The sequence below is a fragment of the Streptomyces sp. NPDC031497 genome (assembly GCF_055580905.1).
Genome location: NZ_JBVIKO010000013.1, coordinates 209037 through 228064 on the forward strand (window position 1 = coordinate 209037; position 19028 = coordinate 228064).

18 protein-coding genes are annotated in these 19028 nt (G+C 71.6%); 8 read left to right on the forward strand and 10 right to left on the reverse strand.

Annotated features, from left to right (window positions below; genetic code table 11):
- Positions 1 to 6: 6 nt before the first annotated feature.
- Both ACZ5K7_RS26455 and ACZ5K7_RS26460 read right to left on the reverse strand, forming a co-directional pair.
- A complete protein-coding gene (locus tag ACZ5K7_RS26455; protein WP_351707706.1) occupies positions 7 to 1449 on the reverse strand; it encodes a family 2B encapsulin nanocompartment shell protein in 1443 nt (480 codons plus the stop codon).
- A 228-nt stretch (positions 1450 to 1677) separates the two neighbouring features.
- Positions 1678 to 2685, reverse strand: coding sequence for a zinc-binding alcohol dehydrogenase family protein (locus ACZ5K7_RS26460; RefSeq protein WP_468916934.1), 1008 nt, complete (start codon positions 2683 to 2685; stop codon positions 1678 to 1680).
- Positions 2686 to 2835: 150 nt separating this feature from the next.
- On the opposite strand from ACZ5K7_RS26460, the gene ACZ5K7_RS26465 reads away from it, so the two are divergent.
- Positions 2836 to 3630, forward strand: coding sequence for a VOC family protein (locus ACZ5K7_RS26465; RefSeq protein WP_468916837.1), 795 nt, complete (start codon positions 2836 to 2838; stop codon positions 3628 to 3630).
- 47 nt (positions 3631 to 3677) lie between these two features.
- The gene (locus tag ACZ5K7_RS26470; protein WP_351707712.1) at positions 3678 to 4379 is read left to right on the forward strand and encodes a ribonuclease H family protein; all 702 of its coding nucleotides are present in this window, start codon (positions 3678 to 3680) and stop codon (positions 4377 to 4379) included.
- A 58-nt stretch (positions 4380 to 4437) separates the two neighbouring features.
- Here ACZ5K7_RS26470 and melC2 read toward each other — a convergent pair whose 3' ends face one another.
- Together melC2 and melC1 are read right to left on the reverse strand one after the other, a co-directional pair.
- On the reverse strand, positions 4438 to 5259 hold the full coding sequence (gene melC2, locus ACZ5K7_RS26475; RefSeq protein WP_351707715.1) for a tyrosinase MelC2: 822 nt from the start codon (positions 5257 to 5259) through the stop codon (positions 4438 to 4440).
- Positions 5260 to 5295: 36 nt separating this feature from the next.
- Positions 5296 to 5727, reverse strand: a complete 432-nt coding sequence (gene melC1, locus ACZ5K7_RS26480; protein WP_468916842.1) for an apotyrosinase chaperone MelC1 — start codon at positions 5725 to 5727, stop codon at positions 5296 to 5298.
- A 342-nt stretch (positions 5728 to 6069) separates the two neighbouring features.
- Here melC1 and ACZ5K7_RS26485 point away from each other — a divergent pair, with 342 nt between their 5' ends.
- The 3 genes from ACZ5K7_RS26485 (at position 6070) to ACZ5K7_RS26495 (ending at position 9456) form a co-directional block, all read left to right on the forward strand.
- Complete coding sequence (locus tag ACZ5K7_RS26485) at positions 6070 to 7263, forward strand: FAD-dependent monooxygenase (RefSeq protein ID WP_468916845.1); 1194 nt, start codon at positions 6070 to 6072, stop codon at positions 7261 to 7263.
- Positions 7264 to 7360: 97 nt separating this feature from the next.
- The gene (locus ACZ5K7_RS26490) at positions 7361 to 8854 is read left to right on the forward strand and encodes an MFS transporter (protein ID WP_468916848.1); all 1494 of its coding nucleotides are present in this window, start codon (positions 7361 to 7363) and stop codon (positions 8852 to 8854) included.
- Positions 8851 to 9456, forward strand: coding sequence for a TetR/AcrR family transcriptional regulator (locus ACZ5K7_RS26495; RefSeq protein ID WP_468916850.1), 606 nt, complete (start codon positions 8851 to 8853; stop codon positions 9454 to 9456). The genes ACZ5K7_RS26490 and ACZ5K7_RS26495 overlap by 4 nt, the downstream gene beginning before the upstream one ends.
- Here the strand turns inward: ACZ5K7_RS26495 and ACZ5K7_RS26500 are convergent.
- On the reverse strand, positions 9453 to 10349 hold the full coding sequence (locus tag ACZ5K7_RS26500) for a LysR family transcriptional regulator (protein WP_468916853.1): 897 nt from the start codon (positions 10347 to 10349) through the stop codon (positions 9453 to 9455). The two genes, ACZ5K7_RS26495 and ACZ5K7_RS26500, sit on opposite strands and share 4 nt — an antisense overlap.
- Before the next feature lie 135 nt (positions 10350 to 10484).
- Here ACZ5K7_RS26500 and ACZ5K7_RS26505 point away from each other — a divergent pair, with 135 nt between their 5' ends.
- On the forward strand, positions 10485 to 11372 hold the full coding sequence (locus ACZ5K7_RS26505; RefSeq protein WP_468916856.1) for an SDR family oxidoreductase: 888 nt from the start codon (positions 10485 to 10487) through the stop codon (positions 11370 to 11372).
- A gap of 117 nt (positions 11373 to 11489) precedes the next feature.
- Here the strand turns inward: ACZ5K7_RS26505 and ACZ5K7_RS26510 are convergent, their stop codons facing one another.
- Complete coding sequence (locus ACZ5K7_RS26510) at positions 11490 to 13196, reverse strand: cholesterol oxidase substrate-binding domain-containing protein (RefSeq protein ID WP_468916859.1); 1707 nt, start codon at positions 13194 to 13196, stop codon at positions 11490 to 11492.
- 138 nt (positions 13197 to 13334) lie between these two features.
- On the opposite strand from ACZ5K7_RS26510, the gene ACZ5K7_RS26515 reads away from it, so the two are divergent.
- Positions 13335 to 14318 (forward strand): aldo/keto reductase, encoded by a 984-nt coding sequence (locus ACZ5K7_RS26515; RefSeq protein ID WP_450973481.1) that lies wholly within the window; start codon positions 13335 to 13337, stop codon positions 14316 to 14318.
- An 84-nt stretch (positions 14319 to 14402) separates the two neighbouring features.
- Complete coding sequence (locus tag ACZ5K7_RS26520) at positions 14403 to 14888, forward strand: DUF6328 family protein (protein ID WP_468916862.1); 486 nt, start codon at positions 14403 to 14405, stop codon at positions 14886 to 14888.
- Here the strand turns inward: ACZ5K7_RS26520 and ACZ5K7_RS26525 are convergent.
- The 4 genes from ACZ5K7_RS26525 to ACZ5K7_RS26540 all read right to left on the reverse strand — a co-directional run bounded on the left by ACZ5K7_RS26525 (position 14873) and on the right by ACZ5K7_RS26540 (position 18996).
- Positions 14873 to 15541 carry a DUF2238 domain-containing protein gene (locus ACZ5K7_RS26525; RefSeq protein WP_468916864.1) on the reverse strand — a complete coding sequence of 223 codons (669 nt, stop codon included), beginning with the start codon at positions 15539 to 15541 and terminating at the stop codon, positions 14873 to 14875. The two genes, ACZ5K7_RS26520 and ACZ5K7_RS26525, sit on opposite strands and share 16 nt — an antisense overlap.
- An 89-nt stretch (positions 15542 to 15630) precedes the next feature.
- The gene (locus ACZ5K7_RS26530; protein ID WP_468916865.1) at positions 15631 to 16056 is read right to left on the reverse strand and encodes an SsgA family sporulation/cell division regulator; all 426 of its coding nucleotides are present in this window, start codon (positions 16054 to 16056) and stop codon (positions 15631 to 15633) included.
- Positions 16057 to 16119: 63 nt separating this feature from the next.
- Positions 16120 to 17193: a hypothetical protein gene (locus tag ACZ5K7_RS26535; protein WP_468916867.1), complete on the reverse strand. Its 1074-nt coding sequence runs from the start codon at positions 17191 to 17193 to the stop codon at positions 16120 to 16122.
- A 150-nt stretch (positions 17194 to 17343) separates the two neighbouring features.
- Entirely contained in the window at positions 17344 to 18996 is a 1653-nt protein-coding gene (locus tag ACZ5K7_RS26540; protein WP_468916869.1) for a serine/threonine protein kinase, read from the reverse strand.
- Positions 18997 to 19028 lie beyond the last annotated feature (32 nt).

Here is a 19028-nt window from a genome sequence, read left to right on the forward strand (position 1 = left end):
AGGCCGTCAGTCGGCGGTGCGGCCGAGCTGGACGTTCTCCAGGATCCCGGCCGCGTCGGGGACCAGGATGGCCAGCGAGTAGTAGGCGGTGACCAGGTAGTTGACGATGGCCTGCTCGTTGACGCCCATGAAGCGGACGTTCAGGCCGGGCTGGAACTCCTCCGGGATCCCGGTCTGGTAGAGGCCGATGACCCCCTGGTCGGCCTCGCCGGTGCGCAGCGCGATGATGCTGCTGGTGTGGTCGTCGGTGATCGGGATCTTGCTGCACGGATAGATCGGGACCCCGCGCCAGGCCGGGATCTCGTGCCCGTCGATGTTCGCGCTGGGGGGCACCAGTCCGCGCCGGTTGCACTGCCGGAAGAACGCCGCGATCGCCTTGGGGTGCGCCAGGATCACCTTGGTCTTGCGGCGCATGGAGATCAGCTCGTCCATGTCGTCCGGGGTCGGCGGGCCGGTGAAGGAGCTGATCCGCTGCCCGTAGTCGATGTTGTGCAGCAGGCCGAACTCACGGTTGTTGACCAGCTCCCACTCCTGGCGCTCACGGATCTCCTCGACCGTGAGGCGCAGCTGCTGCTGGGTCTGGTCCATCGGGTTGTTGTAGAGGTCGGCGACCCGGGAGTGCACCCGCAGCACGGTCTGGGTGAGCGACAACTCGTACTCGCGCGGCGCGAGTTCGTAGTCCACGAAGCCGCCCGGCAGGGTCGGCTCACCCCGGTGGCCGGCCTGTACCGGCACCTCGGCCTCGCCCTTGCGGTTCATCGGCAGCCGCTGCCGGTCGACATACGCCTGGAGATGTGCGCCCAGCGACGGCACCCGGTCCATGACCTCCTCGACGACCGTCCAGGGCAGCGCCAGCACCACGCCGGCCGTCTCCGCCCGGACCGAGGTGAGCCACAGCGGGTCGGTCTGGCCGACCGCCTCGTCGCCCATCTGGTCGCCGTCGGTGACGACCCCGACGACCTCCTCCTCGCCGTACTTGCCGGCCGCGAACCGGATGAACCGGCCGTGTACGACCAGGTAGGTCTCGGTCACCGGCTGCCCGGCCTCGAACAGCACCTGCCCGGCGCGCACTTCGCGGGCCTGGAACCGCTCGGCGATCTGGGTCAGCGCGTCCAGGTCGTCGTAACCCCGCAGGACGGGCAGTTCGGTGAGGGTCCCCGGGATGACCCGGATGTCGTCACCGCCGTTCTGCTCGAAGCTGACCCGGCCGCGTCCGGTGCGCAGTTGGAGGCGCCGGTTCACCCGGTAGGCGCCGCCCTTGACGTCCACCCAGGGCAGTGTCTTCAGCAGCCAGCGCGAGGTGATGGCCTGCATCTGCGGTTCGGACTTGGTGGTCGTGGCGAGCTGACGCGCCGCCCGGGTGCTCAGACTGGTGAGCTGCCCGTCGGTGGTCGGATCCGGCTCGGGCTCGTCGACGGCGGAACCGATGACGCTGTCCGGTGTGGACACATTCCCTCCAGCAGAGAAGCGAACAGGGGTGACCCGGAGGGTCGGTGGTGTGCGAGGTGGCGATGCGCGAGGACCAGCCAAACAGCCTTGGTGATCTACGGGTACGGCGCGAAAGGGGCGGTTGCGCGCCTTAGTTGCGCAAACCTGGTGTTCGGGGTGGAAAAGGTTGCGTTCGCTGATCGTGCGCCGGTGATCCGCTCCGATGCCCGGGTCCAGCCCGGGTTGGGCTCAGGAAAGGTCGTTGACCAGCACCGCGGCCCCGTCGAAGCGCCCGGCCTTCAGGTCCCGCAGGGCCTGGGGGGCCTCGGACAGCGCGTAGGTGTGGGTGGTCGCGTGGACATGGTGGCGCTCGGCCAGGGCCAGGAACTCCCGCCCGTCGTCACGGGTGTTGGAGGTGACGCTGCGCAGCTCCCGCTCGTAGAACAGCTCCCGCTCGTAGTTGAGCGTCGGTACGTCGCTGAGGTGGATGCCCGCGACCGCCAGCACCCCGCCCCGGTCCAGGGCGCGCAGCGCGACCGGTACCAGATCGCCGACCGGGGCGAACAGGACGGCGCTGTCCAGTGGCTCGGGCGGCGCCTCGGAGGCGTCCCGGGCCGAGGCCGCGCCCAGCTCCAGGGCCAGCCGCCGGGCCTCGGCACCCCGGGTCAGCACATGCACGGTCGCGCCCTCCGCGAGGGCCACCTGCGCGCACAGGTGGGCGCTGCCCCCGAAGCCGTACAGGCCGAGCCGGCCGCCCGGCGGGAGCGATGCCCGGCGCAGCGCGCGGTAGCCGATGATCCCGGCGCACAGCAGCGGCGCGAGCGCCACGTCGTCGAGGGCGCCGGGCAGCCGGTAGGCGAAGTCCGCCGGCACGGTGGTGTACTCCGCGTAGCCGCCGTCCGCGTCCCAGCCGGTGTACTCCGAGTGCGGGCACAGGTTCTCGGCGCCCCGTCGGCAGTAGGCGCACGTCCCGTCCGTGCGCCGCAGCCAGGCCACCCCCACCCGGTCGCCCACCGCGAAGTCCGCCACCCCGGCGCCCAGGCCCGCGACCACGCCCACCACCTCGTGCCCCGGCGTCACCCCGGGCCGGCGCACCGGCAGATCGCCCTCCGTGACATGCAGATCGGTCCGGCACACCCCGCAGGCGCGCACCCGGACCAGCAGCTCGTCGGCTCCGGGTGCCGGCACCGGACGTTCGACCAGGCGGAGCGGGTCCTCCTCGACCGGTCCGGGCCGTGCCACCGACCACGCCCGCATCGTGTCCGTCATGTCGTGCCCCATCCGCCGAAGGCCGCCGGCTCACCCTCCCCAGTGTCCGACGGAGTCCGGCGTTCGGCGCGCGGGCGGACAACCGGATGACTAGCGTGAGGAAGCGGGAGAATCCGCTCGATCGGAAGGGCCGCGGCCATGGCGGTACAACCTGAAGGAACCCCCTGTTGGGCCGACGCGATGTTCAGCGACCTGGAGGGGGCCAAGAACTTCTACGGCGAGGTCCTCGGCTGGACGTTCGGCGAGTCGACGTCGGAGTACGGCAATTACACCCAGGCCTACGCGAACGGCAAGGCCGTCGCCGCCGTCGTACCGCCCATGCCCGGTCAGGAGGGGCAGTCGCAGTGGTGTCTGTACTTCGCCTCGCCGGACGCGGCGGCCACCGCCGAGCGGATCCGGGAGAACGGCGGCGAGGTGCTGATGGAGCCGATGCAGGTCGGCGACTTCGGCACGATGTGCCTGGCCCGGGAGCCCAGCGGGGCGGTGTTCGGCATCTGGCAGGGCGGCGTCCACGAGGGCTTCGAGGCCACGGCCGTGCCCGGCGCCTACTGCTGGGCGGAGGTCTTCACCCGCGAACCCGAGAAGGCCGACCCCTTCTTCACCGCCCTCTTCTCCTACACGGCCAGGCAGGTCGAGGACGACAACGTCGACTTCCGGATGTTCGACGTGGACGGGAACACGGTTCTCGGCCGGATGGGGATGACCGACGAGTTCCCGCCCGAGGTGCCCTCGTACATCAACGTCTACTTCACCGTCGACGACTGCGACGAGGCCGTCGCCAAGGCCACCAAGCAGGGCGCGGTGCTGCGCTTCGGTCCGATGAGCAGCCCCTTCGGCAGGTTCGCGGCGCTCACCGACCCGCAGGGCGCCAACTTCTCGGTGATCGACATCACCACCACCGAGGGCGAGCAGCCCCCGGTCAAGGACGTCTGACCAGGACGGACACCGGGCCAGGGCCGGGCCCCCCACCCGGCCGTGGCATGATCGGGCCCATGCGTGAACGAGTGGTGGCCGCGTGCGACGGGGCCTCTAAGGGGAACCCGGGACCGGCCGGCTGGGCCTGGGTGATGTCCGACGACGCGGCGACGCCGGCCCGCTGGGAGGCCGGCCCGCTCGGCAAGGCCACCAACAACGTGGCCGAACTGACCGCACTGGAGCGGCTGTTGACGGCCGTCGACCCGGACGTGCCACTCGAGGTGCGGATGGACTCGCAGTACGCGATGAAGGCGGTCACCACCTGGCTGCCCGGCTGGAAGCGCAACGGCTGGAAGACCTCGGCGGGCAAGCCGGTCGCCAACCAGGACCTGGTCGTCCGCATCGACGCACTCCTCGACGGTCGCACGGTCGACTTCCGGTACGTCCCCGCCCACCAGGTCGACGGCGACCCGCTGAACGACTTCGCCGACCGCGCGGCCAGCCAAGCGGCGACGGTCCAGGAGGCCGCGGGCAGCGCCCTCGGATCCCCGGTACCGCCGCCGTCACCCACGTCCGCCGCCTCCGGCGGGGCGCCGCGCCGCAAGGCGGCACCCCGCAAGACCGCCGCCGGCGGTGCCTCGTCGCGCACCATCAAGGCCAAGTTCCCCGGCCGCTGCCTGTGCGGCCGCTCCTACGCGGCGGGCGAGGCGATCGCGAAGAACGGGCAGGGCTGGGGCCACCCGGAGTGCCGTACGGCGGAGGCCTGATCAGCCGACGTCAGCCGACGGCGGCGACGTCAGCCGTCTTCAACCGCCTCAGCTGCCATCAGACGTCGAACGTGTAGAACCGCGTGTGGTCGAGCAGGTCCGCCGGCCGCACGTCGTTCCACGGCTTCATCGTCTCGTCCAGGTCGACGACGTCCGGCGTCCCGCCGCCCGGTACATAGGCCGCCTGCGGGTGCCGGCGCTGCCACTCGGCCCACAGCTTGTCGATGAAGGCGTGGTGCAGCCAGAACACCGGGTCGTTGGGGGAGACCCCGGTGGCCATCTGGCCGCCGACCCAGACATGGACGCGGTTGTGCAGATTGACCCCGCGCCAGCCCTCCAGATGGTTCCGGAAGCCGTCCGAGGCACTGTTCCAGGGCGCCATGTCGTACGTCGCCATGGCCAGTACCGAGTCGACCTCGGCCCGGGTCGGCAGTTCGCGCACGCCGGTCCCGAGCGACCTGCGCAGGTAGGTGCGGCCGTCCACGCGGACGTTGAGCGGCCAGTTCCCGGCCGCCGCGGCGAACGGACCGTCCGTCACCCGCCCGTCGGAGCTGCGCCCGGTACCGCCGAGGAAGTCCGGCGCCCACAGCGCGGCACGGACGGTGCGGTCGGCGCTCCAGTCCCAGTAGGGGAGTGCCACCGAGGAGTCCACCGACTGGAGCGCCTGCTCGAAGTCGAGCAGGAATCTGCGGTGCCAGGGCAGGAACGACGGCGAACGATGGCCGGTGCGTTCCGAGTCGTCGGTGTCGGACATGATGAAGGCGTTGTGCGTGCGCACGAAGTCGTCGTAACGCCCGCTGCGCTTCAGCTCGATGACGGCGGCGACGAACCGCCGCTTCTCGTCGGCGGACAGACTGGCCTGGTTCTTGCGTATGGTCATGTGCTTCGAGGCTCCGGAAGTCCTGGTGGGGGGCGGTCAGTTGGCGGGGAACGGCAGCAGCGCGGCGCCCTGCAGCTCGTCGACCGCCGCGCGGGCGGCGGCCCGCGGGGTGCGCACCGGGTCGTAGTGGCTGACCACGCTGATCCAGCTGCCGTCCGCGTTCCGCATGACGTGCAGCTCCACCCCGTCCACGAAGACCGCGTACCCGGTGCCGTGTCCGTGGTGGTGACCGCCCGTGCCGTCCACGCCCTTCATGCCCGTCATGCCCGTCATGCCGCCCATGCCGTCCATGCCGGACGGGTGGCCCTGTATCCGGCGGCCCTTGTAGACCTCGTCGAAGGGTTCGAGGGATCCCTCCTGCGGGTGGGCGGAGGCCGGAGTGCCGGGGGTGAGCAGGGTCTGGGCACCGGCCGCGGCCGCGAGGGCGGCCGCCGCGGTGAGCGCGCGACGGCGGGTGAGTTCGGGCATACGGATGCTCCTGTGCTGGGTGCGGGTGATGACTCCGTATGCCTATCCGCCGGTTTCCGCGCGGGAGAAATCGCCCGGATCGGGTTGGCTGCGATCAGGACAATTGACTACATGTCATACAAGATTGAACGAAGATGATCTTGTCGTGCTGAAGGGTCCGCCGGTACCGGAACGGGGAATTCCTTGCCCGGGCGGGGGTGTTTTCGTCGATCTTTGGCGCGGGTCCGCCGTCCGGGTGTCGTGGCTCACGCCGTCAATCTGGCGCGATTCGAAAACCCCGGCCGAGCTCGCCTCCGCTGCTACCCTGCGGTTCCAGTTGACCACGTTCGGTGAAATCCAGGGGTGCGTGTGAAGGTCGTCTGCGTCGGAGGCGGGCCCGCCGGCCTGTATCTAGCGATCCTGCTCAAGCGGCAGAACCCGTCCCACGACATCACCGTCCATGAACGCAACCCCGAGGGCTCGACCTACGGCTGGGGCGTCACCTACTGGCGTGCCCTGATGGACCGCCTGCACGCGTACGACCCCGAGTCGGCACGCGCCGTCGAGGAGAGCTCGGTGCGCTGGCACCAGGGCGTCGCCCATGTCCGCGACCAGGTCACCCGGCAGCCCGGCGACCCGGGCCACGGCATCGGCCGCCACCGCCTCCTGGAGATCCTCGCCGCACGCGCCCGGTCCCTGGACGTACGGCTGGAGTTCGAGAGCGAGATCACGCCCGACGACCTCCCCGAGGCCGACCTGGTCGTCGCCGCCGACGGCATCCACAGCGCCCTGCGCACCCGGCATGCCGACGACTTCGGCGTCGAGGCCACCGAGGGCCGCAACCACTACGTCTGGCTCGGCACCCCCAAGGCCTTCGACTCCTTCACCTTCGCCTTCGCCGAGACCGAGCACGGCTGGGTCTGGTGCTACGGCTACCCCTACGACGACGGCCACAGCACCTGCGTCATCGAGTGCGCTCCCGAGACCCTCACCGGCCTCGGCCTCGACACGCTGCACGAGGCCGACCAACTGGCCCTGCTGGAGAAGCTGTTCGCCGGCATCCTCGACGGCCGGCCGCTGGTCACCGGCTCCTCGGCGGCGGCCTGGCCCACCTTCCGCACCCTCGGCAACCGCACCTGGCACCACGGCAACCTCGTCCTGCTCGGCGACGCCGCCCACACCACCCACTACTCCATCGGCGCCGGCACCACCCTCGCTCTGGAGGACGCGATGTGCCTCGCCGACGCCCTGCGCGGGCACGGCACCGGACCCCAGGCCCTCGCCGCCTACGAGCGGCAGCGCAAGGCCGAACTGGTCTCCGCCCAGAGCGCCGCCCGCCTCAGCGCCCAGTGGTACGAGAACCTGCCCCGCTACATCGACCTCCCCCCGCACCGGATGTTCGCCCTGCTCGGCCAGCGCCACTCGCCGCTGCTGCCGTACGTTCCTCCGCAGCTCTACTACGGCATCGACAAGGCGGCCGGGCGACTGGAGGCGCTGCGCCGGCTCAAGCGGTGGCTCGGGCCGCGGGCGGTGCGCGCCCTGCACTCCCGGTCATAGGCGCTCGCTGACGGCGGCACGAGTTGGTGAAAGGTCATTCACTCGATAGGGTGAATGTGTATTCACCTTCATATCTGTGCCGTCCGCAGGAGCGCCGATGGATCACCCCGCCCCGACAGCCGGCCCCTCGGGCTCGCCCGCCGCACCACCCCGACTGCGGGAGCGGCTGACCATCCCGGTACTGGCCTTCGGCGGGATCCTGATGGCCGTCATGCAGACGGTGGTCGTCCCCCTGCTCCCGGACCTGCCCAAGCTCACCCACTCCTCGGCCGGCACCGTCTCGTGGATGGTCACCGCGACCCTGCTCGCCGGGGCCGTCCTCACCCCGGTGCTGGGCCGGGCCGGTGACATGTACGGCAAGCGCCGGGTGCTCACCGGGGCGCTCGCCCTGATGACCGTGGGCTCCGTGATGTGCGCCCTGTCGTCCGACATCACCGTGCTCATCGTCGCCCGCGCCCTGCAGGGTGCCGCCGCCTCCGTCGTACCGCTGTCGATCAGCATCCTGCGTGACGAACTGCCGCCCGAGCGTCGGGGATCGGCGGTGGCGCTGATGAGCTCCACCGTCGGTATCGGCGCCGCGCTGGGCCTGCCGCTGGCCGCGCTGGTGGTGCAGTACTACGACTGGCACACCATGTTCTGGCTGACCAGCCTGCTCGGGGCGCTGGGCGTGGCGGCCGTGTGGTGGGCGGTCCGGGAGTCTCCGGTGCGCGAGCCGGGCCGGTTCGACGTGCTCGGCGCGCTCGGGCTGGCCGTCGGGCTGACCTGTCTGCTGCTCGGCGTCTCCCAGGGCGGCCAGTGGGGCTGGGGCAGCCCGCGCGTCCTCGGGCTGTTCGCCGCCACCGTCCTCGTCCTGGCCCTGTGGTGGTGGCAGCAGCTGCGGACCGAGGAGCCGCTGGTCGACCTGCATCTGGTGTCCCGGCCCCGGGTCGGCCTGTCCCATGTCGCCGCCTTGCTCACCGGGTTCGCCTTCTATGCCAACTCCCTGGTCACCGCCCAGCTGGTGCAGGCGCCGAAGGCCACCGGATACGGCCTGGGCCTGTCCATCGTGGCCACCGGCCTCTGCCTGCTCCCCGGTGGCATCACCATGCTGCTGTTCTCGCCGCTCTCCGCCCGGATCTCGGCCTCCCGCGGCCCGCGCATCACCCTCGCCCTCGGCGCCGCGGTCATCGCCTGCGGATACGTGGTGCGCATCGCCGACAGCCGCGACCTCTGGATGATCATCCTGGGCGCCACCGTCGTCGCCACCGGCACCACCCTCGCCTACTCGGCGCTGCCCACGCTGATCCTGCGGGCCGTCCCGGCGAGCCAGACCGCCTCCGCCAACGGCGTCAACGTCCTCATGCGCACCATCGGCCAGGCCACCTCCAGCGCCGCAGTGGCCGCCGTCCTCACCCATCACACCAGCCTCGTCGGCGGCGCCCCGATGCCCACGCTGCACGGCTATCTGCTGGCGTTCGCGATGGCCGGCGTCATCGCGGTCGCCGCCGGCGCCGCCGCGCTGTCCATACCCGGCGACAAGGCCACGGACGACGCCCCGCGCGCCAAGGCCCGCGTCCAGGGCGCCCGGGACGACGCGCTGGAGGGAGCATGAGTGCCGTGAGCACCCGACGCGACACCGACACCGGCACCGGCACCACCCCCGCGCCCGCCCGCCGGGACGCGGAGGCCACCAAGGCCGCCATCCTCAAGGCCGCCCGCCACCTCCTCGCCCGGCACGCGCACGCCGACATCACCCTCAAGGACGTCGCCGAGCGGGCCGGGGTCAGCGCGCCGCTGATCCTCAAGTACTTCGGCAACAAGGACGGCCTGTTCGCCCGCGTGATGTCCTTCGACACGGACGCGGCCGCCCTGCTCGACGCACCCCTGGACGACCTGGGCCGGCACATGGTCCGGCACGTCCTGGAGGGCCAGCGCGACCGGGGCGCCGACCCACTGCTGCGGATCGTCTTCGCCCCCCTGCACGGCGACCACGGAGACGTGCTGCGCGCCAACTTCCGTGCCCAGGTGGTCGACCGCGTTGCCGCCCGGCTCACCGGCACCGACGCCGGACTGCGCGCCGAACTGGCCGTCGCCCAGCTCATCGGCCTGGGCGTGATGTACGGCATCGCCCGCGGCCCACGGCTGCGCGACTCCGCGATCGAGGACCTCGCCGACCGCTACGGCCCCGTCGTCCAGGCCCAGTTGACGCCCTAGTCGGGCTCCGGAGCCGTCAGGAGCGCCCCGGCCGACTTGCGGAAGGCGGCCAGCAGCCGGTGGTTGTCCCCGGCGCGGGTCGCCAGGACCACGTGGCTCGGCTCGACACCGTGCAGCGGGACCGTGGTCAGGTCGGGGCGGAGGGTCGCACCGGGCACCCGGGGCGCGATCGCCACGGCCTGCCCGGCGGCGACGTGCTCGAACTTGTCCTCCACCGCGCCGATCAGCGGACCGTCGGGCGCCGGGCTGCCGTCCGGCCGGGGGTCGACGCGCCAGAACGCGTTCCAGAGCGGGTCCTTCCCCCGGGGCAGCGGCTCGTCGGCGATGTCGTCGAGCGTGACCGACTCCTTCCCGGCCAGCCGGTGGTCCAGCGGCACCACCAGGACCCGCGGCTCGTTGTAGAGCACCGTCACCCACAACCCGTCGGTGCGCAGCGGCAGCCGGGTCACGGCCGTGTCCACGCGCCCCGCCAGCAGGGCCTCGCGCGACTCGTTCCAGTCGAGGTGCAGGGTCCGCACGTCGGCGTCCGGGAAGCGGCGGCGCAGATCGCGCACGGCCGGGGTGACGTAGATCCCGTTGATGTACCCGACGGTGATCCGGCTGGGCTCGGCGGCGGCCCGGGTGACGGCCGCGGCCTCGCTCGCGGCCCGCAGCAACGCCCCGGCCCGCGGCAGGAACACCTCGCCGGCCTCGGTGAGCCGGGCGCCCTGCGGGGTGCGGTCGAAGAGCCGCGCACCCAGTACCTGCTCCAGCCGCTGGATCTGCCGGCTCAGCGCGGGCTGGGTGATGTGCAGCGCGCCGGCGGCCCGCCCGAAGTGCCGCTGCTCGGCCACGACGGTGAAGTACCGGACGAGCCGCAGATCTAGGTCAGGGGCGGAAGCCGGATCAGCCATGCCCTCAGGATAGTGCCGGCTACCTGCGTCGATGCCTGAAAGGCATGGCGCATTGCGAAACAGGCTTTGGACGCCCGCCGCCCGCCGGCCGAACGATGGAAGCACCACCCCCTCTCCCTCGAAGGAGCACCCACCATGCGGGTATTCGTCACCGGCGGCAGCGGCTTCATCGGCTCCGCGGCCGTCCCCGAGCTCCTCGGCGCCGGGCACCAGGTCCTCGCCCTCGCCCGCTCGGACAAGTCCGCCGAGGCCCTGAAGTCGGCGGGTGCGGACGTGCACCGTGGCAGCCTCGACGACCCCGAGGACCTGGCACGCGCGGCGGCCGGGACCGACGGCGTGCTGCATCTGGCCTTCCATCACGAGGACTTCCCGGACGTGACCCGAGCCGTGGCGACCGACCTGCGCGTGATCGAGGCGATCGGCGCCGCTCTGGAGGGCTCGGACCGGCCCTTCGTCGTCACCTCGGGCACCCTGATGCTCGCCGCCGTCGACGGAGTGGCGACGGAGCAGGACACCCCGGCCCCGAGCATCCACCGCGGCGCCTGCGACGTGGCCGCACTGGCCCTGGCCGAGCGCGGCGTACGCAGCTCGGTGGTCCGACTGGCCCCCACGGTGCACGGCCGCGGCGACCGGGGCTTCGTACCGCAGCTGATCGACGTCGCCCGCCGGACGGGCCTCGCCGCCTACGTCGGCGAGGGCACCAACCGCTGGCCGGCCGTACACCGCCTGGACGCGGCCCGTCTCTACCGCCTGGCCCTGGAGTCGGCCCCGGCGGGCACGGCCCTGCATGGAGCGGCCGACCAGGGAGTCCCCTTCAAGGACATCGCCGCGGCGATCGCCAAGGGCCTCGACGTCCCCCTGAAGAGCATCCCGCCGACGGAGGCGGAGGCCCACTTCGGCTGGCTTGGCATGGTGGCCGCGATCGACAATCCGACATCGAGCGAGAGGACCCGGGAGCTCGTGGGCTGGAAGCCGGAACAGGCGGGGCTGCTCGCGGACTTGGGGGAGGGCCACTACTTCTAGAAGAAAACGGAATCTTGTAGGGACCGGTTCGGGGGCGCCCCCCAGGGGCGCGGGGCTGTGTTCGACATGCGGCTACCGCCGAGTGGGCGCGACCAGCCCCCACCGGGCCCGCAGCCTTCAACGGCGCACCACGACCCCATCCAAAAATCCATTGCTGAACACCCGGTGTGGGTCAAGGCGATCCAACGTCTCCACCGCCGCATCCCACACCGCACCCCCGAACGACCCCGGAATCCTCCTACCGAGCACCTCCTCGTCACTCCACACATCGGACTCGGTGTACGCCCACCCCTTGGACCACTCCACCCGAGTCCCGTCGTACCGCTCGAACAGAAACCCCTCCAACTCCCGCAAGAACGCCTCCGCATGAGGCGTCCCCGGCAGCGTCAGCACATCCAGCCACACCGCCGTGTCCGCTCCGTCCCTCGGCCGCAGGGCGGAAAGCGACGGCACCTGGGCGCCGTCCAGTTCCACATCCCCCGGCTCGTCCAGCCCCGTCACCCGGATCTCCACCGACCCGTTGACGGGGAACCGCCCCAACGCGGCGTACGCGGCGAGCCGTTCCCGGTAGAACGACGTGAACTCGTGCACGACGCGCTGCACTTGGGCCCGCCGAGTCAGCACCGCGTACCCGTTCGCGTTGATCCGCAGCGTCGTCGGCCTCAGATAAAGCAGCGTGTTCTTCGACGCCCCCCAGATGTCCGAGGACAGCGTCGCCACCAGCCCGAGCGCCGCCACATCCAGCTGCGCGTTGCCCAGCACCGGCGCCAGATACCACGCCGCGTCGGACACCATCCGCCCCACGAGGTCGGCGACCACCGTCGGCACGGCGTCGGAGAAGGGGTAGTTGTACGGCGAGGTGACATGCCGCGAGGTGAGCGGTCTGGCCGGGGCGACGCTCCACTCCTTGAGCCACGGGTACTCGGTGAACGCGAACCAGATCGCCTCCACCCGCCCGGACCGCGTCAGGAAACTGTCGAGGGTCCGCCCGCCGGAACCGGCCGCGGCGAACAGTTCGTCGGCCGGGATGTCGGTCCGGCTCAGGCACCGCAGATTGCTGTTGCTACCCACCCGCAGCACGACCTCGGTCACGAACGCCCGGCCCAGATGCGTGAGCAGGGCCGCGCAGTCCGCATCGGTGCGCCGGAACGTCCGCAGGACATACGCTTCCGCGTCCCCGTCCCACACCACCGCCGTCAGCGACAGCACCAGATTGCTCAGCGAACCGTAGGTGTGCCCGGGCAGCGGCTGCTCGCCGTCGGCCGGAACGGCGGTACCGTGCGCGTCGATCGCCAGCGCCCCGCCGAGCGTCAGATCTCCCGGCGCGGGCGTGGCCGTGAGCCCGAGACCGTGGCCCTCCAGGAAGGTGAGCAGCGCCTCCATGGTGACGCCGGTCCCGGCCCGCACCTGAGACCCGGAGTCTAGGGACAGCCCCGTCAGGTGCGTCCGGGTGTCGACGAGCAGCACGTTGTCGTCGGCGGCCGTCCCCTCCGTGACGGTCAGCGGCGACCAGCCGTGCGAGGAGCCACGCGCGCGTACCCGCCGGCCGTTGCGCCAGGCCCAGTCGACGACCGTGCGCACCTGGTCGGCGTCGGCCGGGGCGCAGGCCCACAGTCCGTCCGCGGTGATCTCGCCGACCCAGTTGCGGTACGCCGAGCGGTACAGCGCGACATCCGCCGGGAAGCCGGGCAGCTCGGCCGCGGCCACGGCCGGATCCGCCGCGAGCAGCACCGGTACGGCGGCCAGCGCGGCGGCGGACCGCAGGAAGCCCCGACGGCTCCAGCCGTCCGGGGCAGGGAAGTTGTTCGCTGAACGATCAGTCACGCCGACACGCTAGGGCCGGGTTGACGCCCTCCCGATTTCTGTCGAACACAATCACCCGTGTGAGTGAAGGATTCACAGGTGGGCGGGGGCGAATAAGTCCCTGACACCGTTGTCGGTGGCGGATGACAGACTGGCGCCATGGACGAACGCGTAATCGGCAGATCGCAGCAGCGGGCATCGGTCGTCGGCCTGGGCACATGGCAGCTCGGTGCCGACTGGGGCGACGTGGACGACAAGGAGGCCCTGGCTGTTCTGGAGGCCGCGGCCGAGTCGGGGGTGACCTTCTTCGACACCGCCGACGTGTACGGCGACGGGCGCAGCGAAGAGACCATCGCCGCCTTCCTGAGCGGCAGGCCCGACCTGCATGTGCTGGTGGCCACCAAGATGGGCCGCCGGGTCGACCAGATCCCGGAGAACTACGTCCTGGACAACTTCCGCGCGTGGAACGACCGGTCCCGCCGCAACCTCGGCGTGGACCGCCTGGACCTGGTGCAGCTGCACTGCCCCCCGACCCCGGTCTACTCCTCCGGCGAGGTGTTCGACGCCCTCGACACCCTGGTCGAGGAGGAGCGCATCGCGGCCTACGGCGTCAGCGTCGAGACCTGCGCGGAAGCCCTCACCGCGATCGCCCGCCCGGGCGTGGCCAGCGTGCAGATCATCCTCAACCCGTTCCGCATGAAGCCGCTGCGCGAGGTCCTCCCGGCCGCCCGGGAGGCCGGCGTCGGCATCATCGCCCGGGTGCCGCTCGCCTCCGGTCTGCTGTCCGGCAAGTACACCAAGGACACCGTCTTCGCTGCCGACGACCACCGCACCTACAACCGGCACGGCGAGGCCTTCGACCAGGGCGAGACCTTCTCCGGCGTCGACTACACGACGGGCGTCGAGGCCGCCGCCGAGTTCGCCGCGCTCGCCCCCGAGGGCTACACCCCGGCCCAGCTCGCCCTGCGCTGGATCATCGACCAGCCGGGCGTCACCACGGTGATCCCGGGCGCCCGCAACGCCGAGCAGGCCCGCGCCAACGCGGCCGCCGCCAAGCTCCCGGAACTGCCCGCGGAGACGGTTACCGCCATCCGTGACCTCTACGACCGCCGGATCAAGGACCAGGTCGAGAACCGCTGGTAGCACCCACCGGGCCGGGACCGCCACCACGGTGCCGCTCCCGGCCCGGGCCGTTTGAACGACGGGACGGGCGGTTACACGCACTCCATGACCGACCAGGAGCGGCGGCAGGGGCGCGACGAGACGGAGGAGGAGCGCGCCGACCGGATGTGGGGCGAACTCATCCAGGAGGTGCGCGTCGCCCAGACCGGTGTGCAGATCCTCTTCGGCTTCCTGCTCACCGTGGTCTTCCAACAGAAGTACGACGAACTGCCCGACGTGGATCAGACGATCTACATCGTGACCGTCGTCCTGGGCGCCGCGGCCACGGGCGCCCTCATCGGCCCGGTCTCCCTGCACCGGCTGGTCGCCGGCCGCAAGGTGAAGCCGCAGGCGGTGCGGCTGGCCTCCGGGCTGACCCAGATCGGACTGTTCCTGCTGCTGGCCACCATGGCCTCCGCGCTGGTGCTGATCCTCCGGGTGGCCACCGGCGGCAGCAAGGTGACCTGGGTGGTCGCGGCCGTCGTCGTCTGGTACCTGGTGTGCTGGTACGGCCTGCCACTGTGGTCGAGGCGCCGTCACACCAACCGCTGAGCCGCCTCCAGTGCCCGCAGCTGCCGGTCGTGCACCCGGCTGAGCAGCAGCACCGACACCGTCGCCCCGATCAGCGCACAGAACATGTCCCACTGGGTGTCCCAGACATCGCCCTGGGTGGCGAGGAAGGCGTCCGCGCCGTGCCCGCCGATCTCGGCGGCCAACCACTCCAGCAGCTCGAAAGAGGCGCTGAAGGCGAGGCAGGCGCACACCGTCAGCGGGGCCAGCCAGCGGCTGCCGCGCAGCGGCGAGGTACGGCTGAGCAGCTCACGGACCAGGATCGCCGGTACGAAACCCTGCATGAGGTGGCCGAAGCGGTCGTACGGATTGCGGTCCAGGCCGAAGCTGTCGCGCACCCAGTCGCCCACCGGCACCTCGGCGTAGGTGTAGTGGCCCCCGACGGCGAGCACCAGCGCGTGCACGGTGAGGAGCCCGGCCAGCAGCCCCGTCAGCGGGAACCGCCGCCAGGTGAGCACCACCAGCGGCAGGCCGACCAGCACCCACACCGTCTCCAGGAACCAGGTCGTACGGTCCCGGGCGCCCCATGCCGACGCGGCCATGCCGGCCACCACCACCCCGGCGAGCAGGACGGGCGGAACCCGACGCGGCACACGGTGCGGAACGGGGCGCGGGGCGGGATGCACTGCGGTCATGGCGGACTCCTCGTCGTGGGAGCCCCATCGTGGCCGCGGCGGCCGGGCCCGGACATGAGTACGGCTACTCAGCCGGGCGGTGCGGTCACTCAGCCGGTGGCGAGGATCTCCGCCAGCAGGTCATCCACCGGGACCTCTTCCCGTCCGGGCGGGACGGCCATGTAGGTGTCGCTCAGGAACGAGGCCAGCGCGGGAGCCCAGGCGAACACCACCGCGTGATGCCGTTCGCCGCCGGGCAGGGGATCGCCGAGGAAATCCATGCGCACTTCCCTCCAGCGCCCCTGCCGCACCGGACGCAGCCGTACGTCCCCGACCCCGACCGGCTCCCTCAGCCCCTCGTTGAGCATCTCCCTGTCCAGCCGCCATCTGGCGAGCACCCGGCCGTCCAGGGTGAACACCACGGTGACGGCGAACGGGTCTTCGGCGTCGTACGACAAGTGGGCGAGGACCGGGCAGCGGGCGGTCCCGTCCGCGCGGAGCTGTACCACCAGGGTCCTGTGCACGATGGGGTTCACGCGAGAGCCCTCCGAGAACGATCGGCTTGGTGACCTCTAGTACCCCTCTCACACGAAAAATGCTCAACCGTGAGCGGAATCCACTGCGGAACCCACCGCCGGACCGCCGGATCCGCCCGTCGTCCCCCGCAGTGCGGCCAGGCAGGTGCCGATGGCCTGCTGCAGTTCCTCCAGGCGCTGGACCATGTCGTCCTCGTAGAAGTCCTGGGCGTCGTCGAAGGTCAGCTCCTCGAACGCCTTGGTCGCCTTCTGGAGGCTGCTGTAGAACCTGGTGCGCTTCTCCTGGACGCGGAGTTCGGGGTCCGCCTCGACCGTCTCGACGACCAGGTTCTTCATGGTGTCGTAGGCCTCGGTCGCCCACTCGCCGGTGTCCTCGTCCTCGTCCAGCTCGTCGAGGAGCGACAGATGGCGCTCGGCCTCCTGCCGCAGTTCGACGGGCGCGTCGACGGTCTGCCCGGCAGGTGTCTTGATCTGGCCGGACTCGGCGATCTGGCGGACGTATCCGATGCGGTCGGCCGAGCGGCTCTCGGTGGCGACGGCCTTCTTCAGGTCGGCGGTGCGGACCACGTCGCGGGCCAGCACCGTCTGCAGGTCCGGGTCTTCCTTGATGCGGTCGAGGAGCGCCGAGCGGGCCGCGCGGGCGGTGGAGGGGTCGGCGAGGATCGCGGCCCGCAGCGCGGTGGGGTTCTCGGCCACTTCGAGGGCCTTGGTGGGCCGGATGCCCTCGGCCTCGGCGGCCTCGGAGATGGCGGTGCCGCGCTCGGAGGTGGCGCTGTTGCGGGAGACGTAGTAGTCCAGCCAGAGGTCGGAGTCCGGGAGTTCGACCTCCTGGCCCGGGGCGAGCGCCTCGAAGTGCGGGACGACACCGTCGTCGGCGGCCCGGTCCCACGCCTTGTAGTAGCGCATCACCCGCTCCGGGGAGCAGCCGGCCAACTCGGCGAACTCCCTCGCCGACACCTTCGGCGTCTCGTCCGCGCCCTGCCCTCCGGGCCGCACACTGCGGGCCACCATCAGCCCGAACGTCCAGCCTCCGGTGCGCACATAGGCGCCGAACTCCCGGGCGTCCCGCGCCACGAGGTCGGACAGGGGAGCCGGGGACGCGCTGGACGTCTCGGACGGGTCGATCGCTAGGGTCACGGAGGACGCTCCTGAAGGCTGCCGAACTGCGTACGTACCGACGGCAGCCTATATCGACCCATTGGCCAGGGTTTGCCGCACGGTCGAAGACCGGCCGGGCGCACCGGGCGGTCCACGAGGTCACGCGGGGCCGCCTGTCCGGAGCACGGATCAGCTCGCCGACCCCCGGAACGTGGCCAGGAACGTCTTCAGCGCCAGCGTGTTCGCGGCATCGTCCCAGGTGGCGGCCGGGGCGGTGACGCGCAGCGAGAAGCTGCGGCCGCCGCCCAGCAGGAAGCCGCGGCCGAAGGTGCGCACCTGGTCGGCACCGGTGCCGGACAGCCACTCCATGTCCGCCGCCTTGTACCCCTGGTAGGTGGTCGCCTTGATCTGGCCGATCCGCCGGTAACCGTCCAGCTGTTCCAGCTGGGGTTCCACGTCGTCCCGCCAGACGGCGACCGGGTCCGGGCCGGCCTGGGTGCTGTAGGTGACGGCGAGAGTGCGCAGGTCGCCGCCGCCCGGGCCGAAGGTGATCCGGTAGGCGACGTCGTCGACCCGCGAGGTGTCGAGGCGCTTCCAGCCCTTCGGGAGTGCCACGGAGAAGCCCTCCGGGGCGGTGTAGCGGTGGAACCCGGCCGGGAGGGCACCGGCCGTGGCCGACGGGGAGGGCGACGGCGATGTCGGCGATGTCTTCGAGGGAGAGGGGGTGGGAGAGGGAGAAGAAGGGGCGGAAGAAGAAGTGGAAGAAGGGGAGGAGGGGGTCGGCCCGTTGCCGTCCGTGCGGTTGCCCGGCTCGGCGGCCGTCGCGGAGGCGCTCGGCGCCGAACCGGCCAGGGAGCCGACGCCCGGGAGCCCCTGGGTGGCGGCGAGCACCGCGACCGAGACGGTCACCACGGCCAGCGCGGTCCCCCCGATCATGGTGGTCCTGCTCCACCCCGAGGCCCGAGCCGCCACGTAGGCGCCGCGCAGCCGGGGTACCGGGGCGGGCTGCCCGATCGCGTCGGGGTCCTCGTCCAGGACACGTGTCAGCGCCTGCCGGACCACCGGCCTGCTCAGCCGTTCCCGGGAGTTCTTGCGAAGCAGCCCCTGCACGACCTGGGTCAGCGGACCGGCCCGCAGCGGGGTGCGCAGCGGCAGCCGGTCCACGCCCTTCAGCGTGGCGTCGGCGCGGCCGCGGTCCCGGAACGGCGGCCGGCCCTCGACCATCGTGTAGAGGATCGCGCCGAGCGCCCACAGGTCGGCGGCCGGCCCGATGCGCTCGTCCCTGGCCTGCTCCGGCGAGGCGTACGACGGTGCGGTGACCCGGGGGGCCAGGGTCGCGCCCGCCAGGCCGAACCCGGTGATCACGACCGGGCCCTTGTCGCGGACGAAGATCTGGCCGGGGCTGAGCTCGCCGTGCGTGTAGCCCTCGCCATGCGCGCCGTCCAGCACGTCGAGCACCTCGAGGCCGATCCGGGCGGCCTGCACGAAGTCGAACATGGTCCGCTGGACCAGGAGTTCGCTGAGCGGCGTGCCGTCGATCAGCTCCGTGACCGTCCACAGCGTGCCCGCCTCCTCGAAGGCGTCGATCACCATGGCGACCCGGCCGGGCCGCAGCGCGCCCATGACCTCGGAGGTGCGCAGGATCCGGGAGGTGGTCCGGCGTACCACGTCGTCGGTGAGGGCGTCGGGAAGCACGATCTGGGTCACCAGCCGGGGACGTTCGGCCTGCACGTCCTCCGCGTACCAGCTGATGCGGTTCGGCTCGCGGTCGGCGACCTCAATGAGCCGGTACCTTCCAGCGACCAACTGTTGTGCGGAGACATGCGCCTTGACCATCGTCATCCCTCGCTGAAACCCCTGCCTCTTCTTAACCA